The organism is Candidatus Tisiphia endosymbiont of Dioctria linearis, from assembly GCF_964026545.1.
In the GTDB taxonomy this organism is placed as follows: Bacteria; Pseudomonadota; Alphaproteobacteria; order Rickettsiales; family Rickettsiaceae; genus Tisiphia.
The window spans coordinates 664444-684908 of record NZ_OZ032156.1 but is presented as its reverse complement, the minus strand read 5'-3'; the positions used below and the strand labels follow the sequence as shown (position 1 = coordinate 684908).

Genomic DNA, 20465 nt, shown 5'->3' with positions numbered 1-20465 from the left:
ATTAGATATTTATCCACATCAGAACTGACAATGAAACTATTGAAAAAAGTGTTGTGAAAGTAATAATTGATGCCATAGATTCTGGGTCTCCACCAAGCTGACGTGATAAAACATAAGCTGTGCTGGCACATGGTAAACAACTATATAGAACCCCAACTGATTTAGCAGTACCAGTGATTGACATTAGTGACAATACAATTATTGCAACAACAGGAAAAGCCACTAACTTAACAAAACTAGTAAATAATACATTGTGGACAATCGTACCACGCATGAAGAATTTGAGACCTGCTCCAACATTTAGCATACCTATAGCTAAAGCAGAGTCGGATAGAATAGATAAGGTTTTTTTTATGCCAAGATGTAATTCTAAGTTAGAGTAATTAAAAAGAAATCCAATGATACTAGCGATAATCAAGGGATTTTGTACTAGCAATTTAAGCGTCCATATAAAGCTAGCTTTAGAACCCTGAGCTACAGAACTATCAGGAATATAATGGACAAAAATCATTACTGATATGATATTAGTAAAAATGATCATATAAGATGAAATCACCGATACTATAGCAAGCCCTTCCTGACCCAAAAGAGGACTACTAACACCAAAAAAGATATAACTATTATAGCGTACTGCCCCTTGAAAGATTGAAGTAAACTGAATCTTGTCAAAGTTGGTTTTTTTCTGATAAATAATTAAAGCAACCGCAATAATAGAAGAAGAGATGATTAATGCAAGTACCAGCCTTATTATAGAAGATGCATTTAAATCAGCTACAGATATATTATTGAAAAGCATGATAGGAAAAAGAAAGAAATACGATAATTTTTCTATCCCCCTCCAAAATTCTTCAGAAGTTAACCATTTCCTTTTGATAATACTACCAAGCAAAGGAATCAAAAGAATAGGTAATGTACTAGAGAAAATGTCATTCATCAGTCTACGATTATCCCAATTACCAACTGCTATGTAATTAGCAATTATAATTTATAGAGGCTATAAATTATGTGTTACGATTAAACTTTCTACTTTGGCATAATATCAGAGTTTTATTGCAAATCAAGACGTATATAAACTAACCCGTTAAAGTTGTAGGAGGATATCCGTCATTGCGAGAAGCAGCTTTGCAACGATGAAGCAATCTACTCACCAAGTGTCATTGCGAAACCACGTAGTGGTCGTGGTAATCCATTACTTTGGGATTGCTTCGTCGCTACTGAAGTAGCTCCTTGCTAATAGACGATTGTGAGGTTAGATTGCTTATTGGCTTAAGCCTTCTTGCTAATAGATATCTTGTACTTTAACTTTTTTCCGTAAACGCTCACTAGGCTCTTATATCTTGAAAATGTGGTATAAGTAATTAAAGAGGGTGACTTGAGTTAACTGGACTGAAGTAGTCGTTGTCAGAATAAGTACCCTCTTTTTGGTAGTTTACCTTGAACGAATTGCAGAAGGTGCCCTTAAAAAGAGCAGCCTTGCACCATAAGATGAAGGAGATTATATCATGAGTAAAATAATAGGTCTAGATGTAAGTAAAAAATGGTTAGATATATGTTTATATGAGTCTAACAATAATCCTATATATTACCGTTTTCCTAATGATAAGTTAGGGCATCAAGAACTGATAGAATTAATAAAAGATCAAGAGATTAAGCTAATAGTGTGTGAACCTACAGGGGGATATGAGGCTGAAATTTGTCAAAAGCTATATAATAATAAGCAACAAATACATAAAGTAAATACCTATAGTTTTAATTCATTTAGTAAATCAGTGAATTTATGTAAAACTGATAAGAAGGATGCATTTAAATTAGCATATTATGCCGACAAGATGCAGCTTTCAGAGAATTATATATATCAAATTGAATCAGAGACTTTAAAGAGATATCAGCAAAGACGAGAAGATTTAGTATTAATGCTTAGCAATGAAAAGAAAAGGCTGCATCATAGTATTGATGGTATTGATAAAAACAGTATAGAAAAACACATTGAATTTTTACAAAATGAAATAGCTGAGCTTGATAAAAAGTTAAACAAAATAATAGATGAGTCAGAAGAGCTAAAAGAGAAGGTAAAAATATTAGAGACTGTACCTGGTATTGGTAAATGTTTGGCTACAAAACTAATTAGTTTTGTACCTGAATTAGGGGATAAAAATTATAGTAGCAATGAATTGTCAGCAATTGTTGGTATAGCTCCATATGCTCGTGATAGTGGTAATAAGCAAGGACGAAGATTTATTCGAGGAGGCAGGAAAATACCCAGAGATGCTTTATACATGGCAGTGTTAACTGGTAAGAATGGTTTCCAATATTTAAAAAATTTATATGATAGGCTTGTTAATAGTTTTAAACCTAAGAAAGTTGCGATAGTTGCTTGTATGCGTAAGTTACTTGAAGTTTGCCATAAACTTATTCAACAAAAACGCACTTTTATTATTGGATAATATATATAAAAGATAATTGCTGTGAATCATACAGATCACTTATAGGTGGGTTGAACTATTTGCATCAATTTTTCTTTTGCTTCTTCTTTAGCACGTAGGCTGGCATAAACATCTTGCTTACTGTCATCTGTAATATGATTGGCAAATACAATAATTCGGTTATCTTTTTGTATCCAGCCAACAAACCACCCTTGTTGGATACCTAACTTCTGCATTCTATCTTTGCTAAGCTGGGAACCATTACCTGTTTTTCCATAAAGCTTCCAGCCTCCTGGCAGCTCCTCTACAAATAGGATATTTTTTGTCATTTCATGAGATTTCAAACTTACTGGCAGCTTATTATCAAGAATATTTTGTAAAAATACGACTTGCTCTTCAGGTGAAATCTCCAATGAACTAGATAGCCATGAATTTGTTAATCCATTATCCTTACCTTTATCACCTGAAACATCCTGACTTCCATAGTTAAATTTTGTAACATATTCTTGGAATTTACTCATTCCAAGTTTTTGCGTTAAAATTTGCGAATACCACACACAACTATTCTTCATCCAAAGATTGGGATTATGAGGTTGTTTCCATCTATCAAGCCAATCTATATAACCTTTTTTAAATGGTAACTCAGGATGAGTTTCATCAATCAGTAATCCTTCGTTATATCCCATCAGACCAATGGCAATTTTGAACGTAGAGCAAGGAGCATGACGTGATTTACAATCGCCTTGTTGTTCGATGACTTTATTATTTTCTTTAGCTAAAAAGCACTTTGTCTCTGCCAGTGCTGAAGTACTAAATAATAATAAAATACTTAAAAATAAAGTTATTTTTTTCATTGTTACCTTAAGATATAGATCAATTAGAAACCTTACAAAGCTTAGTGTATTCTTTATTCAATTCTCTAATCACCCAAATCCATATGATACAGATTACACCAAATACTATCATTAAATATATAGAAATAGATTGATAAGTTGCACCAGGCAAAATAATAAATATTAAAGACTGGAGAAGGGCACTTGTTGACTTTCCAAGCTTAGTACCAATTACATCGGCAGCTGCCTTACCTTTTGTCTTAAGTTCGGTATCTAGAGGAACATATGACATTTCTTTTGTAGAATCAAATAAAATATATTTACTTGATTTACTTAGAGTATTGTTGACTATTCCCATTGTAATAGCAATCAAAGAAGGATCAGTTATCATAAAGCTAACCACTATTATGGCAGAAAGCCCATCAAAGTTAGATACTAAGAAAAACAGCATGCCAGTTATAAAGACTATTATTGGCGTTATAATTGCTGCAGCAAACCAGCCCAACCTTCTTACAATATTAGATCCGAGAAGAACAAATAAAATGGTAAATATGCCAGTAATACTTAGATAATTGCCAACAAAAGCAGCAAATTCCGTAGGTGTTTTATAAATCTTTGAAACTGATGCTTTCCAAGGTCCTTCAACTAAATTTATAGCTATACCATAACAGACAAGTAGTGTAGCAATTAGCCTAATATATCTTGAAGTAATAATCATTTTAAAACTTTCTGTAAGAGTTAGTGATCGTTTCTTGATAGAAAATTGCAATTTTTCTACTTGAGCTTTATCTAATATTTTATGATTCAGTATCCAAAAAGTTGCTAATGCTATTGAGCCAAGTACCAGTACGCATCCTAATATGATTTGTACTGAAAGTTCGGACTCTGTATGTTGTAAGTCAAACTTTTTAATTAAAAATTGATTTAAATAAGCTAAATTTTCTAGAAACTTACCTGATATGTAAAGTCCCGTTTGAGCAAAAAGACCAAATAAAGGATAGAATCTTTTCGATTGTTCTACCGAGGTTATATTATTAACAAATTGCCAAAAAAGTAATGCAAATATTACGCTCGGCCATAATTCTGCTATAATATAGAACAGAGAGAAACTCCAATTAGATAAAAGTAATATAAACCATTTCAAATTCGGATAAGACTTTATTAAAATGCCAGCATGCTCACTACTCAAATGGAATGCTAGATGATTAGGGAAAATATAAAAGGCAAATAAGGCAAAAAATAGTAGAAAAATTGACAATATAAGGTAGAAGATATGTTCACCCTTCATCTTATTTACTAATTTTATATAGATTATCGACAGCAAAAATGCCGAAGGCAAAACCCCCCAAAATTTAAGGAATGATACAGTTTCGGTACCAATCATGGTATTAATCAGACTATCTTTTAAGGCTCTGATAATATTTTGTATAAATAAAATACAGAACATCAATAATGTTACATATAGAAATTTAGATAATTCCTGCCTTTCGATAGGAAAAACATATTCCGACAATCTATTTGTTAATTTTGAGGTGGGTGATGTATTGTGAGTTACAGAGAAATACGAAAAAATTTTAGAAATGACTGCCATATACGGCTCTAACCTACTTATTACTTGGCTAGAGCCGTATACTAAAGTTTTTTGTCTTGTGAGTCAAGAAGAATATTTCTTAATCAGCAGTTCTAATTATGGTTTTGTAAGTTCGTGTAATGGTACGTAGGCATCAACTTAAGGAAAAAAGCTAAAGTACAAGACGTCTATTAGCGAGAAGGCGTAAGCCAAGAAGTAATCATCTGGTCACTTGTTTGGATTGCCGCGTCGCCGCAAAGCGGCTCCTCGCAATGACGGAGAGGCTATATATTACCAACACTAATTGATAGGCTAGCTGAAACAAATTTTTCTAAATCTCCGTCAAGTACACCTTTAGTATCAGAAGTCTCATGATTGGTACGTAAATCCTTAACCATTTGATAAGGTTGCAATACATAAGATCTTATTTGATGTCCCCAGCCATTCTCAGTTTTTGATGCATTCTGTTCTTGAATATCCTCAGTACGTTTTTTTAACTCTAGTTCATAAAGCCTTGCTTTAAGCATTTTCATAGCCTGTGCTTTGTTATTATGCTGTGATCTATCATTTTGGCACTGTGTTACGATATTAGTAGGTAAGTGGGTAATCCTTACGGCGGAATCAGTAGTGTTTACGTGTTGCCCCCCAGCTCCGGAAGAGCGGTAAGTATCAATTCTAAGGTCTTTTTCATCTATTACAATGGCAATACTATCATCAATTTCTGGATATACCCAACTACTAGCAAAGCTAGTCATCCTTTTGCCCGCTGCATTAAAAGGCGATATCCGTACTAAACGGTGCACTCCTGATTCTGTTCGAAACCAACCATATGCTTGGTAGCCATTAATTTTAATAGTACATGATTTTATTCCTGCTTCTTCACCGTTAATAAGATGAATAACCTCGCTTTTAAAACCCTGCCTTTCCGCGAAACGCAAATACATACGCATCATAATTGATGCCCAGTCATGACTCTCCGTACCGCCAGCTCCAGCATTGATTTCAAGAAAACAATTATTACTGTCAAATTCTCCAGAAAATAAGCATTCAGTCTCAAATTTTCCGGCAATAATAGATAGTTTTCTTAAATCTTCTTGAACTTGTTCTAGAACTTGTTGGTCATTTTCGACAAACGCCAATTCCTCAAGTTCTAAACATTCCGTAAGATTAGATTGAAGTTGTTTAAACGAATTAAGCTTAGTCTCTAGAAGTCTTTTTTCTTTCATAATACTTTGAGCCTTCTCCTGATTATTCCACAGAGTTGGATCTTCTGAAATATTTTCCAGCTCTACAAGCTTTTTGGTTGCGTTTTCAAAATCAAAGTGACCTCCTGAGCAGCTCTAAAGACTGTTCGATTTTTTTTACATAATGTTCAATTTCAGCACGCACTATTATTTCCTACTATAAAATGGAATTTTACTATATAAAGATAAGATAAACCGGTGTCATTGCGAGATCGCGTAAGTAGGTCGTGGCAATCCACTATTCATTAGATTGGATCGTTTCGTTCGAGCTTCGCTACTTTTTGCAATGACCAGTCGGGTTAGCATTTTTCTAATTTTAACATTATATCGCATATACAATGAATAATCAAAAGTTTATCAGAAATTTTTCAATCATCGCTCATATTGATCATGGTAAGTCTACTTTAGCAGACAGATTAATTGAATATTGTGGAGGATTGGTAGCTCGAGAAATGAGTCAGCAGGTACTTGACTCAATGGACATAGAAAAAGAACGGGGAATCACTATCAAAGCACAGACTGTTAGATTAGTTTATAAAGCCAAAGATGGTAATACCTATTATCTAAACCTAATGGATACTCCTGGTCATGTGGATTTTTCTTATGAGGTTAGTAGGTCACTCGCTGCTTGTGAAGGCTCGTTATTAGTGGTAGATAGTAGCCAGGGTGTTGAGGCGCAAACTCTCGCAAATGTTTATCAAGCGATTGATAATAAGCATGAAATTGTTCCAGTACTCAATAAGATTGATCTACCGGCTGCTGATCCTGATAAGGTTAAACAACAAATAGAGGACGTAATTGGTATAGATGCAAGCGATGCATTATTGATTTCGGCAAAGAGTGGTATAGGAATAGAAGAAGTACTTGAAGCAATTGTTAATAGACTACCCTGTCCTGCAACTAATCAAACAGATATTCTAAAGGCATTATTGGTTGATAGTTGGTACGATTCTTACCTAGGAGTAGTAATTTTGGTTAGAGTTATCGATGGAACTTTACGCAAAAATATGCGTATCAGGATGATGGCTAGCAATTCTAGTTATAATATTGAGAATGTTGGGTATTTTACTCCTAAGAAACATATATCAGATATTTTATATTCAGGAGAAATAGGGTTTTTCACTGCTTCAATCAAGCAAGTTGTGGATTGTAAAGTTGGTGACACAATAACTGATGAAAAAAGACCTTGCAAGGAGCCTTTGCCTGGTTTCAAGCCACATTTACCGGTAGTATTTTGTGGATTATATCCTTCAGATGCTTCACAATTTGAGCATCTAAAAGATTCTTTAGCTAAATTAAGGCTTAACGATGCTAGCTTTGAATTTGAAGCAGAAAGTTCAACTGCCTTAGGATTAGGATTTCGCTGCGGTTTCTTGGGGTTACTACATCTTGAAATAGTGCAAGAAAGACTGGAGCGTGAATTTGATCTTGATATGATAACTACTGCTCCTAGTGTGGTTTATAAGATTAATATGCGTGATGGACATCAATTAGAAATACATAATCCGGCTGACTTACCTGTTACTCAAAATATAGAATCAATGTTAGAGCCTTGGGTTAAGGCAACAATATTAGTGCCAGATGAGTTTTTAGGTAATGTTTTATCTTTGTGTACTGATAAAAGAGGAGTACAAATTGAATTAACTTATGTCGGTGGTAGGGCTATGGTAATTTACCGATTACCGTTAAATGAGATAGTATTTGATTTTTACGATAAGTTAAAAAGTTACACAAAAGGCTATGCTAGCTTTGATTGGGAAATGGATGGTTATGAGGAAAGTGATTTGGTAAAATTATCTATTTTGGTTAATAGCGAGCCAGTTGATGCTCTATCTACTATAGTACATCGGTCACGATCAGAATATCGTGGTCGAGAATTGTGTAAACGCCTTAGCGATTTAATCCCAAGGCAATTATTTCAGATTGCTATTCAAGCTGCTATTGGTAGCAGAATAATCGCTAGAGAAACCGTTAAAGCAATGCGTAAAGATGTTTTATCTAAATGCTATGGTGGGGATATAACTCGTAAACGTAAATTATTGGAAAAACAAAAAGCTGGGAAAAAACGTATGCGTAATATTGGTAACGTCGAAATTCCGCAATCAGCTTTTATAGCTGCTCTTAGAATAGGAGATGAATAATGATGACATGGTTTGGTAAATCTAAGGAATGAAAAAGTATTAATATTTGATGTTAAAAGATTAATGTGCTAGAATATTTTGTTGTGGATTAAGCTCAGGATAAAAAACTATATACTCAATAATCCTGCAAATGAGAACAACAAACAAGGGGAAAGTATGCTAAATATACCTAACGTGAGTGCGAACATTAACATTTCCATTGGCACTAGATAATGACACAACAAAGCTTTCTAGATTCATTAAATCACCAACAACTAGCAGCGGCTTTACATGCACATGGACCTCTTCTTGTACTTGCTGGAGCAGGGACTGGTAAAACTAAAGTATTAACAACAAGAATAGCCAACATAATCAATCAGGGTTTAGCGTCACCTGGCAATATTTTAGCAGTTACTTTTACCAATAAAGCGGCTAGAGAAATGCAAGATCGAATCAGTAAAATGATTGATTGTTATGGGCTAAACATAGGCACTTTTCATTCTATAGCAGCCAAGATTTTACGCCAGCAAGCAGAGTTTTTGAATCTTAGTTTAAACAGTAGATTTACTATTATTAGTCATGATGATCAGCTTAAATTGATTAAAGACATAGTTAAACAGAGAAATATAGATCCCAAAAAATACGTTCCTAAAATTTTACATATTATTATCTCGCGTTGGAAGGATCAAGGATTATTGCCGTGTAAACTTTCGGAATCTGACATTAAGCTACCGATTCATAAAGTGGCTAAGTTTATCTATGATGAGTATCAACAAAATTTATTAGCATCTAACGTAGTGGATTTTGGAGATTTGCTACTATACAATAATGAGTTATTTATAAAAAATCCTGAAATATTAAAGCATTATCAGGAACGATATCAATATATTTTAATTGATGAATATCAAGATACCAACGCTGTCCAATATCTTTGGGCTAGGATGCTTGCGAGTAGCACAAAGAATATTTGTTGCGTTGGCGATGATGATCAATCTATATATGGTTGGCGTGGTGCAGAAATTGGTAATATATTACGTTTTGAAAAGGATTTTTCAGATGCTACAGTAATAAAATTAGAACAAAATTATAGGTCTAGTTCAGAAATTTTATCAGCTGCATCCAGTGTAATTGACAATAACAAGAATCGTCATGGTAAAACCTTGTGGACTGATAAAAATGATGGACAAAAAATTAAAATTATATCTTGTTGGAACGATAAAGAAGAAGCAAGATTTGTTGTATCTGAAATTGACAAATTAGTTACAGAAGGTAAGTATAATGCCAGTTTAGTTGCGATATTAGTTAGAGCTGGTTTTCAAACTAGAGCATTTGAAGAAGTTCTGATTAGTAATGCATTACCATATAAAATAATCGGTGGTCTTAAGTTTTATGAACGAATGGAAATACGTGATCTACTCTCCTACATACGTATCACTTTAAATCATAGTGATAGTCTTGCTCTTGAACGTATAATAAATGTTCCAAGAAGAGCCATTGGCAATACTACATTAAAACAAATAAAAGATTATGCAGCTGAACATAACATACCTATTCTTGTTGCTATTCGTCAAATGTTACAAGAAGGAGTTGTTAAAAATAAGGTCAAAGATAGTCTAAATCAGTTAATTACTAACATAGATAATTGGAATTTGCGATATCAAAACGAGCCAGCACTTAATGTGACAAAGGTTTTATTAGAAGAATCAGGTTATCTGGCAATGTTACAAGAAGAAAAAACTGACGAGGCACTTGGCAGAATTGAAAACATTAATGAGATGCTTAGAGCAATTGCAGAATTTGATAATATTCAGGACTTTATCGAACATTCTAGTTTGGTAATGGAAAATGAAGCATTAGAATCAAATTTTGGTGGGTCTATTAGTATTATGACTCTACATGCTGCCAAAGGTCTTGAATTTGATTTAGTTTTTTTGCCCGGTTGGGAAGAGGGGGTTTTTCCACATCAAAGATCACTAAATGAAGATGGGGAGAAAGGTTTAGAAGAAGAGCGGAGAATTGCTTATGTTGGTATTACTAGAGCGAAGAAAGAGCTGTATATTACTTATGCCGAAAGTCGTTTTATGTTTCATGAAATAATTAGATCATCTCCTTCTAGATTTATTAGCGAAATACCGAATGATGTTTGTATTAGAACTTCTTCAACCAAACAACTTAATTACCTTGGTACAAAACACAAATTTTCTTTTTAATCTTTATATATACTCAAATGATTTGGAGAATTGGATTTGAAAATGAGGGGCGAACCTACGGCAGCGTACATGAGGTACGTGAGTATGCGACTTATCTTCCAGATGGAGAGGAACAAAAATTATGCTATGAGACGGGATTAGTATGCTGTTAAAAAGCGTGCAATAATGACCCAGTAAATGGGTCATTATTGCACGCTTTTTAACAAAAGGTCTTAAAGCTTTTAAGGAAGGAATGAAAGATGATGAGAAAAAAGATGAATAACAAGATTATTCGTACCTTCTTCCCGTACCATTATAATTTATTTTTTTACTAAAATTTTTGCTCTATCGGTGATAATTTCATCAACAAGCCCAAATGATTTGGCTACTTCAGGATCCATGAAATTATCACGTTCCATGCTTTTTTCGATAGTCTCTAGTTCTTGTCCTGTATGCTTGACATATAAGAGATTAAGCATTCTTTTTAGTTTCATGGTTTCTTTGGCATGAATTTCTATATCTGTAGCCTGCCCTTGGTAACCACCTGACGGCTGATGGATCATTATACGACTATGCGGCAGGGAATAACGCATGCCTTTTTCTCCAGCCGTAAGCAACATAGAGCCAGCAGAGCAAGCTTGACCTATACAAAGAGTAGAAATTTTAGGTTTAATATATTGCATAGTATCATAAATTGCTAAACCAGAAGTTACAACGCCACCAGGAGAATTAATATACATAGAAATATCTTTTTCTGGATTTTCTGCCTCAAGGAATAATAATTGTGCAACCACTACATTTGCCATATAATCTTCAATTTGACCGCAAACAAAAACGATACGTTCCTTTAATAACCTAGAATATATATCATAGGCTCTTTCACCTCTAGGAGTTTGCTCAATTACAATTGGTACGTATGTCATTAATTTTTTCCTAAATTTATTAGACTTCCTATAAAACTTTAGTTCTGCTGTGCTAGCAAGTTTTTATAATATCGATTTAAGACTTTTACACCAAAAATCCAAGTTATACAAACAATAACAAAAACCACCATGAGAAAACCTGCTAGGTCATTATGTACAGCACTTGGAAAAATACTAAAAGAGACAAATTGAACAATTGCTCCAGCAGATTTCCCTATTTTGCCACCAAGTATATCTACAGCAGCTTTTCCCTTGGTTTTCATTTCGCTATCAAGAGGAATATAGACCATTTCTTTAGTAAAATCAAAAAGTGAATATTTTACTCCTTTCCCTAAAACATGCCACAAGCCACCTACAAAAACAATTATCATTAATGGAGAAATGTGACTAAGACCAGTCATAATTGCCAATAAAGGCTTTTCCAATAAGACAAAAGTAAAAAACATTGCTCCTGATAATAACGTTGCAACGGGAGTAAGTACAGCTCCCCAAAACCAACCACAATTTCTAACTAAACTACTACCTAGAAAAGCACAAATTAAAGTAAATATTCCAGTCCAAAAAAATACCTCACCACTGTAAGTTATAAATTCCTGGGTAGTAGGATATAACTCCTTGGTTTTAGACATCCATAATCCTTCAATTAAGTTGATTGACATGGAATATGAAACCATTAATACACAAATAATTCCTAAATATTTTGATTTAAGAATTATTTTGCTACTCTCAACTAACCCTAGCTTCAGTATGTCGGTTCTTTTATTTTTATATCTAATATTTTTAGTAGTTTCTATAATTTTCAATTCAACAAATCTATGTAAAATCAAACAGATAAGCCCAGATATGGTAACGATTACTATGAATGATTTTAAAAGAATTTCTGTTTGGTCATTAAGATGAGAAAATAGAGGCATCAAGAAGTGCTGACCTTTGGCAAAATAGATAATTACACTGCCAGAGATTAGTAAATTAGTTTGACCAAATAAGGAAAAAAACGAATAGAATCTAGGAGCTTCTTCAGTGGTGGTAATCTTATTAGCAAGTTGCCAGTATAATAGTGTACAGACAATCATTGGCCATAATTCCCCTATTATATAAAATAACACAATACTCCATTTTCCCCAAATGATAACAAACCATTTTAAGTGTGGAAGTGTAGTAATATAATGTTCTATTACTTGAGGGTCTGGATGAAAATATTCTCGGTATGGAAACAAAACAAAGGTAAATAATAGGAAAAATCCCAAGAAAAAAGATAATATAATCCTGAAAGCTTGCTCAGTTGTCATAATATTACAAAGTTTGGAATAAAGGATGACAAATAAGATACCTGCAGGCATCTCGCCCCAAAGTTTTATAAAGCTTAAAACTTCCGAACTAATTAATGTTATTACCAGGCTATCTTTCATACTACGTACTAGATTCTGGTTAAGGAGAATAAAGAATATTAGTAAAGCCATAGGTACAAACTTTACCAACTCGTTAGATCTAATAGGCCAAACAACGTGTCTAAATTTACTATTTCTAGCTCTATTCCACATAGTGAAAGAAGAATCTACTGCATTCATATAATACTCATGCTCATTTTCAAGCAACCTAAACTATAATAAAATCCCTGTCAAGTGGTTTTATAATTTAATAAAATTATAAATTCAGAAACGTTAGTTTTAAAATAAGATAGAATTACAATTACCAGGTTAGACTAGACTATATTTAAATCTTCTTTATAACCCGAATTCTGGATTAAAAAATCTAGATAACCTTTCAAACATCAGTATTTTAAAACGTGAACCTTGTCGTAATATGATATAATATTTTGAATAAATTACTCATCTTACGCATGGCATTTAAAAGTCATAAGGAAAACAACCTGGTGCTATTAGCGAGGAGGTGTAGCCGACAAAGCATTTCTAATCACTTTTATGGATTGCCCCGCGTTGCCGCAAAGTGGCTCCTCGCTAATAGAAGCTTGGGACACATATACGCCCTCCTCACAATGACGTTTGGTAATCAGATATTTTCTTTTAGCCAAATTAGAAATTTTTTAAACCAACTAGCATCATTATTATCATTAATATCAAAATTATTCTTTTGTATTTTTAAAGATTGGGTTTTTACCATACCTATAGCAGTGGAATATATATGGGGATTATAATCTTCAGCAAAACCTGGTAAGATTTCCGGTTTACCAATTCGTACTTGTTTCTCAAAAATTTTACTTGCTAGTTCTTTTACTCCCCGGAGCATCGCTCCTCCACCAGTAATAACAATGCGGTAGGCGATCATATTGCCTGCCACAACTCTATCGTGCTGGGCTTGAACCATCAATAATATTTCTTCTACTCTTGGACTGATAACGCATGCAAGATATTTTGAGGTAATTGTTGGTCTACCACTGTCAGGAATTTCCATTTCAAAATCTTCTAAATTAATAATATTGTCTTTATCCATAGAAGATGGCATGGCATTACCATAGAGAATCTTAAGTTTTTCTGCAACGTTCAGGCTTACTGAGAAGACTTTTGCTATATCAGATGTAATATGAAAGCTACCTATATCTATGTAGCTTGTATATATTAACTTGCCTGAGACAAACACGCCAAAAGAGGTGGTTCTTGCCCCCATATCGATTATGATAGAGCCAAGATTTTTTTCATCTTCTGAAAGACAAGCAATTCCTGACGCATAAATTGCTAATATAATATTATTTATTTCCACATGACATTTTGCAAAACAATTGGTAATATTCATCAACATATTAAAATTTGCTGTGATAATATGTAATTCACACCCTAATTCTTTGCCAAACATTCCGATTGGATCTTCAATAGCATTATTATTATCAAGAGTAAATTCTATAGGGAAATAATGAATAATTTCTTGGTCTTTAATTTTGAATTCCAATAAGGCTTTTTTGATAAGTTTTTTGATATCTTGTGGTGAAATTGGCTGATTAGAAAGTTTTATTTTACTATTTGCATAATAAGACTTAGTGCCATAGCCTGTTAGTGATATAGTTATTTTTTTTATGTTTTTACCGCAATCTTTTTCTAATGCGTAAATCGCTCCGACTATGCTATTTTCCGCATCTTTTAAATCTAATATGACTCCTGATTTAATACCTTTTGAGTGATGCAGAACTTGGCTTACTATTTTTGCATCTTCTCTTTTGTCAATATATGCTGCAATACAAGCTATTTTACTACTACCAAGGTCAAGAGTTAAAAAGTTAGACAATCTGGCTTTCATAATTCTTAATATTTTTCTATATAAAACTTACTCAAATCTCGTAAATCTATAGTTTTATAATTTTGATTAAATAATAGATTTTTCATATCCAATCCTGCAAGGTAATCTAAAGCACGATCAAACCCAGAATCTGGCATTTTAACAGTTATACCTTGCTCTAGATTTAAATTCCATCGTCTTTTCCCATAAAGTACCGAAGAGATAATTTTCTTAGCTAGTTCAGGGTATTTTGCTAAATCTTGAATTAATTTGTTAGTATAAATATTAGCGTCCGATCCTACAACATGAGGAAGATTAGTGAAAGTACCTATATCAGTAGTAATTTTATATCCTTCTTCATCAATAAGGAAAACCTTCTCGTTAAATTGCCAGATAGCAATTGGCACTCTCTCAGTTAATCTTATGTAAATAGTATTAGGTAATCTTCTCTCAATAATTACAACATTTTTAATCCAAGGATTGCGTTGCAAATTACTCTTTATTGCTCCCAGGTCTAAAGAAAGAATAGGCGTACCCTTATCAGCATTTAAAGTTGCCAATATATCTTCTTCCTTAGTATTATATTGCCCTTCTATTAAAACATTTTCAAGTCTAAAGCTAATATCAGAAGTCAATTCATAAATATTTTGGATAATTTCTTGTCTTACAGGAGCAAAATAGCTGGTAAAGAAAAATGAAGACAACAAAACTACTAGGGTAATTTTAATAAAAAATACCGCTCTAATATACACCATTGCCAACTTTCGTCGTAAAGGTATATTGGCTTTTTTCTTCTTATTAGACGCTTTATTCCTCTTCATGTGTCAATACATGCTGTTTCTAAGATTCTTTCCACTAACGAGCAAAAATTTATCCCCTGTAAGGCAGCTATTTCTGGTATAATCGATAAGGGAGTCATACCAGGATGAGTATTAATTTCTAAAGTAAAAATTTCATTCTTACTTTCATCAAAAATAAACTCTGCTCTAGCCACACCTCTGCAATTCATGGTTTGATATATTCTTTCCGACTCTTCTAGTAACTCATTATATATATTTTGCGGTAATGGAGCTGGACATAAATGCTGGGCAAATCCATCAGTGTATTTAGTCTCATAATCATAAAAACGCTGTTTCAGGAGTTTTATTTCCAATACCCCTAAGGCTTTGCCGTTTAAAACGGCTACTTGCATTTCTCGCCCCTTAATATATTCTTCAATCATTACCTGATCACCATAAGGAAAATTATAATTAGCAAAGTTAAAATCATCCTCAGCAAATATTACTTCAACGCCTATACTTGAGCCTTGGGTAAGGGGTTTTATAACATAGGGTCTTGGCATAGGATCAACCTTAATGTTATCAGATTTATTAACGACAATATTCTTGGCTACCTTAATATCATTAGCAACAAACCATGCTTTTGCATGTATTTTACTAAATGCTAAAGAAGAAGCGAGAACCCCACTGTGAGTATAAGGAATTCGCAAGATATTGAGTAACCCAGGCAAACAACCATCTTCGCCATAAGTACCATGTAAACAATTATAAACTATATCAGGTTTTATCTTTAAAAGTACCGAAGCAATGTCTACTCCCATATCTATAAAAGTGACTTTATATCCACTATCTACCAAAGCTTTGTTAACTCCCGAAGATGATACTAAAGAAACTTCTCGTTCAGCCGACATACCGCCACCTACTACCGCCACATGTTTTTTTCCTTTATCACTCAATATTGTAACCTTAGAATTAGCAATAAAACTTGTTTGATATTTATGCATATTTCCCTATTATTTTAATTTCCCATTTTAGATCAATCCCACTATTTTCAAATACTCTTTTTTTAACAAGATCACCAAGATTTTCTAAATCACCAGCAGAGGCATTGCCATGGTTTATCATAAAGTTACAATGTAGTTGTGAGATGGAAGCCCCACCAATTTTGTATCCCCTCATGCCAGCTTTATCGATTAGTTGCCATGCTTTATGATTTTCTGGATTAGCAAATGTACTACCACCAGTACGTTCTTTAATTGGTTGGCTTGCTAGTCTGTTTTTACTTATTTCATTCATTTTTTCTAGGATCATATTACTGTCCACCATCGTTATCTTAAATATAGCTTTGGTTATAATCAAATCTTGTGGTAAATTATTACCTCGATATTTAAAACCTATTTCTTCGTTAGGGATGGTAATAACATTACCTCTAGAGTCTATTGCTTCAATTGCTAGGATAATATCTTTAAATTCCGAGTTATAGGCACCGGCGTTCATTACCACTCCACCACCTATAGTACCTGGTATACCGCTTAGAAACTCAAAACCAGTAATTGAATGTATTTGACAAAATTTAGCAAGATTAAAATTAAGGCAACTACTTCCTACCGATAATTGCCCTGCCGATAATTGGTGTTCTGGCATTAATTCTATATTAGTAAAATTCTGACCAAGTTTTATCACAACCCCCTCTATACCACCATCTCTAATAATAATATTTGATCCAGCTCCTAAAACAGTTATTGCTTTCTGTTGTTGGTTTTGTGCGACAAAATCTGCTAAGCTTGAGGAATCTAATGGTTTAAAAAATATCTCCGCAGGTCCACCAACTTTAAACCAAGTTAAATGACTTAAATTGTAATTATTTTTATATTCACCAGCTATTTGCATAATTATAAAATATCTACTTTACAGATTTGTTGAGGCTAGAAAATTGCTGATGCAAATTATTTGCCCAAGCAGAAATACTCCCAGCACCCATCATAATTATTATATCATTTGGCATAGCTTCCTTGGCAATAAGACCAGCTATATCCTGGTGATTCTCGATAAATGATACCATCGAATGAGATTTAGTATCCTTGATTTTGTCTACTAAATTTCTTCCCGTTATACCATCTATTGGCTGTTCACCGGCAGCATATATATCTGTGATATACAGCTGATCAGCATCAAAAAAGCAAGTTATAAAATCATCAAACAAATATTTAACCCTTGAGTATCTATGTGGTTGGAAGATTGCTATAACTTTACTATTTTGCTTATTAGCAATATTTCTTGCCGTAGCAAGTGTAGCTTTTACTTCTTCCGGATGGTGTGCATAATCATCAATTATCGTAGCGTTATTATATTCGGCTACTTTAGTGAATCTGCGTTTTATCCCTTTAAAGCTATTAAATCCATTTTTAATAATTTTAATACCAAAATCAAGCTCTACGGCTATCGCGATAGCCGCAAGAGCATTAAGGATATTATGCCTTCCCGGAGTAGGTAAGGTGATGTGCTCGATAGTTGTTACCCCATTTACGTTAGGTAGACTAATTCGCACATCAAAAGTTGATGATTCAATATCAGAGTTTAAATTAAAGGCTTGTATGTTGGCATCATTTGAGTCTATTCCATAAGTTATGATTCTACGCTCAAATATGTCATTTACTAGTTTTCTAACAATTTGATGATCAATACAAGCCACGGCAAAACCATAAAATGGTAAATTAGCTACAAAACTCTTAAAAGCTTTAATTAAACTATCAAAATCCTGATAAAAATCTAGATGTTCTGGATCGATATTAGTTATTACTGCGATTGTTGATGGTATGTGAATGAAAGTTGCATCAGATTCATCAGCTTCAGCTATTAGATAATTCCCAGACCCAAGATATGCATTGGTGGATATATTATTAATAATACCACCATTAATTAACGTTGGGCAAAGCCCAGCCGCTTCAAATAAACAGGCAACGAGTGATGTAGTCGTAGTTTTGCCATGCGAACCAGAAATTGCTATGGAACATTTTAGCCTCATTAATTCAGCTAGCATTTCAGCTCGCCTAATTATTGGTATTTTTTTACGTATAGCTTCCTGAATTTCAGGATTATCTTTATTAATAGCCGACGAGACCACTACATATGAAACATCAGTAATATTCTGAGCTTGATGACCAAGGAAAACCTTAATACCATTATTCTCTAGTCTTTTAGTATTATAATTTTCGGCTATGTCAGAACCTTGCACTTTATATCCGAGATTATGTAGTATTTCGGCAATGCCACTCATACCAATTCCCCCAATGCCGATAAAATGCATAGTGTCAAGAGTCCCATTTATTTTTTTTAACTCTAATAGAAACATGTATATAATAATTAATTGTTTATCTCTTGCATAATCAGTTTTTAACTAAAGGTCAAGCTCTAATGATATTTGACTATACAACAATTATAGCGTACACTAAGTGTTATTGGAGAAATATTGTAAAAAATATTATATAGCTAACCCGACTAGCATTTAACCATGGTAAATTGGCATCTATAGTCAATGATGAGAAATTGGTGACGTCGTTACTCGTCGCTCCTAGCACCAAATTCTCCTGAACTAACTATAATCCCTACTTTGGGTAGCTAAAAGATAAGCAATTGACAAGTGGAATAAATAGAATGATCAAAGAATATCTTGGGGATAGATTTAAACAAGGTCGGCTTTATAATAGTTGGTTGATTGACGTTGATGATACGGCAAAAGCTTTAGAAAATTTACTAATATTTATAGAAAGCAGTTTGTTTGCAGATAAAATTCAATTAAAAAATCATCCAGATTATCGGTTAGTAGCAAGGGATAATTCTGGTGCTGCTAATGTCAAAGACATATCTGTTGACCAAATTAGGGATTTACAGCAATTTTTTTATAAAACATCGTCAATATCTAAATATAGAGTAGCTGTTATCTATCAAGCCGATCTAATGAATCTTAATGCAGCAAATTCCTGTCTTAAACTTTTAGAAGATACTCCAAAAGATAGTTTTATTTTCTTAATTACCTCAAGAGCTGCTGGCATAATCAGCACTATAAGATCTAGATGTGCTAAAATTAATATAAAATCACAAAATCGCTTAGTGGGAAGTGAGATATATGTTAAATTTATTACATATATTGCCAATTGTTCAGACCCTAAAGTGAGGCTAAATATTATAGCAGAGTTTACCAGTAAAAACAAAGAATTATGGGGAGATTTTGCTTATAGCATGATATATCTAGTGAATAGAATTACTAAAAAATCTCTTAATATTAATATTGAATCCAATGAATTAGAGAATAAAATATTTAATCAATTATCCTCTAATTCACCTGATTGTTTGGTAACAAAATTTGCCAATATTAAGCGAATAATAAATAATACTATAGATTATGATCTAGACCTAAGGGCTAGTACTATAGCATTAATAGAAGAACTAACTTAAATATATCCTTAGTTATTTTTGTGACAATATTCTTTTTAATACGACATGGTGAAACAGATTGGTCTTTAAATGAAAAACATCAATTAAAAGGTGAATATAGGGACTTGCCATGTTTAACGTCAAATGGGATTAGACAAGCCAATGAGCTATCTAAAAGTTTGAGATTAGAAAATGCAGAACTAATTCTATCTTCTCCATATACTAGGGCGTTGCAAACCGCAGCAATTCTTTCAAAAAACATTAATTTAGACATTACTGTAGAATTTGACTTAAGAGAATGGCAACCAGACTTAAAGTTAGAAATTAGCAATCAACTACAGCTAAAAAGTGCAATAGATGATTATAAAAGAAATGATGGTATATACCCAGAAGGTATTCTTAAAACGTGGGAATCAAAAAGTTCTATAAAAGATAGAACAGAAGGTGTTTTAACAAGATATCTAAACTATAAGTATGTAATAATAGTAACTCATGAGCAGGTAATAAAAACATGGGTAGATACTTATCAGATACTACATTGTTCTATTAATGAGTTAGAGATATAGTCAATTCAGGAAAATTTGGGGCTAGGAGGTTGCCTACGATAACTAATTAATTATATTTTGAGCTATTTTCCTGCGAGAATAAATATGATTTTTGAAGGAGTGTATCTATTTCAAGAAAATCATGTTTATTTGCAGCTAAAAAGAGCCGGATATAGA

The 20465-nt window shown here is 33.2% G+C and carries 16 protein-coding genes; 5 read left to right on the top strand and 11 right to left on the bottom strand.

The features are described from left to right. Position 1: 1 nt before the first annotated feature. Positions 2 to 934 (bottom strand): AEC family transporter, encoded by a 933-nt coding sequence (locus AAGD42_RS03340; RefSeq protein WP_341753239.1) that lies wholly within the window; start codon positions 932 to 934, stop codon positions 2 to 4. Positions 935 to 1502: 568 nt separating this feature from the next. Here AAGD42_RS03340 and AAGD42_RS03335 point away from each other — a divergent pair. Further along, positions 1503 to 2444: a transposase gene (locus AAGD42_RS03335; RefSeq protein WP_341753238.1), complete on the top strand. Its 942-nt coding sequence runs from the start codon at positions 1503 to 1505 to the stop codon at positions 2442 to 2444. Positions 2445 to 2479: 35 nt separating this feature from the next. On the opposite strand, the gene blaOXA is transcribed toward AAGD42_RS03335, so the two are convergent. From blaOXA to prfB, 3 genes are all read right to left on the bottom strand, one after another. Continuing rightward, on the bottom strand, positions 2480 to 3277 hold the full coding sequence (gene blaOXA, locus AAGD42_RS03330) for a class D beta-lactamase (protein WP_341753237.1): 798 nt from the start codon (positions 3275 to 3277) through the stop codon (positions 2480 to 2482). Positions 3278 to 3296: 19 nt separating this feature from the next. Then, positions 3297 to 4847, bottom strand: coding sequence for an Npt1/Npt2 family nucleotide transporter (locus AAGD42_RS03325; RefSeq protein WP_341753236.1), 1551 nt, complete (start codon positions 4845 to 4847; stop codon positions 3297 to 3299). A 263-nt stretch (positions 4848 to 5110) separates the two neighbouring features. Further along, a protein-coding gene (prfB, locus tag AAGD42_RS03320) for a peptide chain release factor 2 (protein WP_341753235.1) occupies positions 5111 to 6215 on the bottom strand; the annotation gives its coding sequence in 2 pieces (ribosomal slippage) (positions 5111 to 6145 and positions 6147 to 6215; 1104 coding nt in all). 193 nt (positions 6216 to 6408) lie between these two features. On the opposite strand from prfB, the gene lepA reads away from it, so the two are divergent. Both lepA and AAGD42_RS03310 read left to right on the top strand, forming a co-directional pair. Then, entirely contained in the window at positions 6409 to 8211 is a 1803-nt protein-coding gene (gene lepA / locus AAGD42_RS03315; RefSeq protein ID WP_341753234.1) for a translation elongation factor 4, read from the top strand. A gap of 212 nt (positions 8212 to 8423) precedes the next feature. Then, on the top strand, positions 8424 to 10400 hold the full coding sequence (locus tag AAGD42_RS03310) for a UvrD-helicase domain-containing protein (protein WP_341753233.1): 1977 nt from the start codon (positions 8424 to 8426) through the stop codon (positions 10398 to 10400). 299 nt (positions 10401 to 10699) lie between these two features. On the opposite strand, the gene clpP is transcribed toward AAGD42_RS03310, so the two are convergent. The 7 genes from clpP to murC all read right to left on the bottom strand — a co-directional run bounded on the left by clpP (position 10700) and on the right by murC (position 18661). Next, the gene (gene clpP, locus AAGD42_RS03305) at positions 10700 to 11302 is read right to left on the bottom strand and encodes an ATP-dependent Clp endopeptidase proteolytic subunit ClpP (RefSeq protein WP_341753232.1); all 603 of its coding nucleotides are present in this window, start codon (positions 11300 to 11302) and stop codon (positions 10700 to 10702) included. A gap of 38 nt (positions 11303 to 11340) precedes the next feature. Then, positions 11341 to 12870, bottom strand: a complete 1530-nt coding sequence (locus tag AAGD42_RS03300) for an NTP/NDP exchange transporter (protein ID WP_341753231.1) — start codon at positions 12868 to 12870, stop codon at positions 11341 to 11343. Between the two features lie 442 nt (positions 12871 to 13312). After that, the gene (gene ftsA, locus AAGD42_RS03295; RefSeq protein WP_341753230.1) at positions 13313 to 14551 is read right to left on the bottom strand and encodes a cell division protein FtsA; all 1239 of its coding nucleotides are present in this window, start codon (positions 14549 to 14551) and stop codon (positions 13313 to 13315) included. A 5-nt stretch (positions 14552 to 14556) separates the two neighbouring features. Next, a complete protein-coding gene (locus AAGD42_RS03290) occupies positions 14557 to 15351 on the bottom strand; it encodes a cell division protein FtsQ/DivIB (protein ID WP_250311393.1) in 795 nt (264 codons plus the stop codon). Continuing rightward, on the bottom strand, positions 15348 to 16313 hold the full coding sequence (locus AAGD42_RS03285; RefSeq protein WP_341753229.1) for a D-alanine--D-alanine ligase: 966 nt from the start codon (positions 16311 to 16313) through the stop codon (positions 15348 to 15350). The genes AAGD42_RS03290 and AAGD42_RS03285 overlap by 4 nt, the downstream gene beginning before the upstream one ends. Continuing rightward, positions 16306 to 17199: a UDP-N-acetylmuramate dehydrogenase gene (gene murB, locus AAGD42_RS03280; RefSeq protein WP_341753228.1), complete on the bottom strand. Its 894-nt coding sequence runs from the start codon at positions 17197 to 17199 to the stop codon at positions 16306 to 16308. Before murB ends, AAGD42_RS03285 begins: the two co-directional genes overlap by 8 nt. Before the next feature lie 13 nt (positions 17200 to 17212). Further along, positions 17213 to 18661, bottom strand: coding sequence for a UDP-N-acetylmuramate--L-alanine ligase (gene murC, locus AAGD42_RS03275; protein ID WP_341753227.1), 1449 nt, complete (start codon positions 18659 to 18661; stop codon positions 17213 to 17215). A 302-nt stretch (positions 18662 to 18963) separates the two neighbouring features. Between murC and AAGD42_RS03270 the strand changes: the two genes are divergently transcribed. Both AAGD42_RS03270 and AAGD42_RS03265 read left to right on the top strand, forming a co-directional pair. Next, positions 18964 to 19764, top strand: a complete 801-nt coding sequence (locus tag AAGD42_RS03270; RefSeq protein WP_341753378.1) for a DNA polymerase III subunit delta' — start codon at positions 18964 to 18966, stop codon at positions 19762 to 19764. A 20-nt stretch (positions 19765 to 19784) separates the two neighbouring features. Then, entirely contained in the window at positions 19785 to 20309 is a 525-nt protein-coding gene (locus AAGD42_RS03265) for a histidine phosphatase family protein (protein ID WP_341753226.1), read from the top strand. Positions 20310 to 20465: the final 156 nt, after the last annotated feature.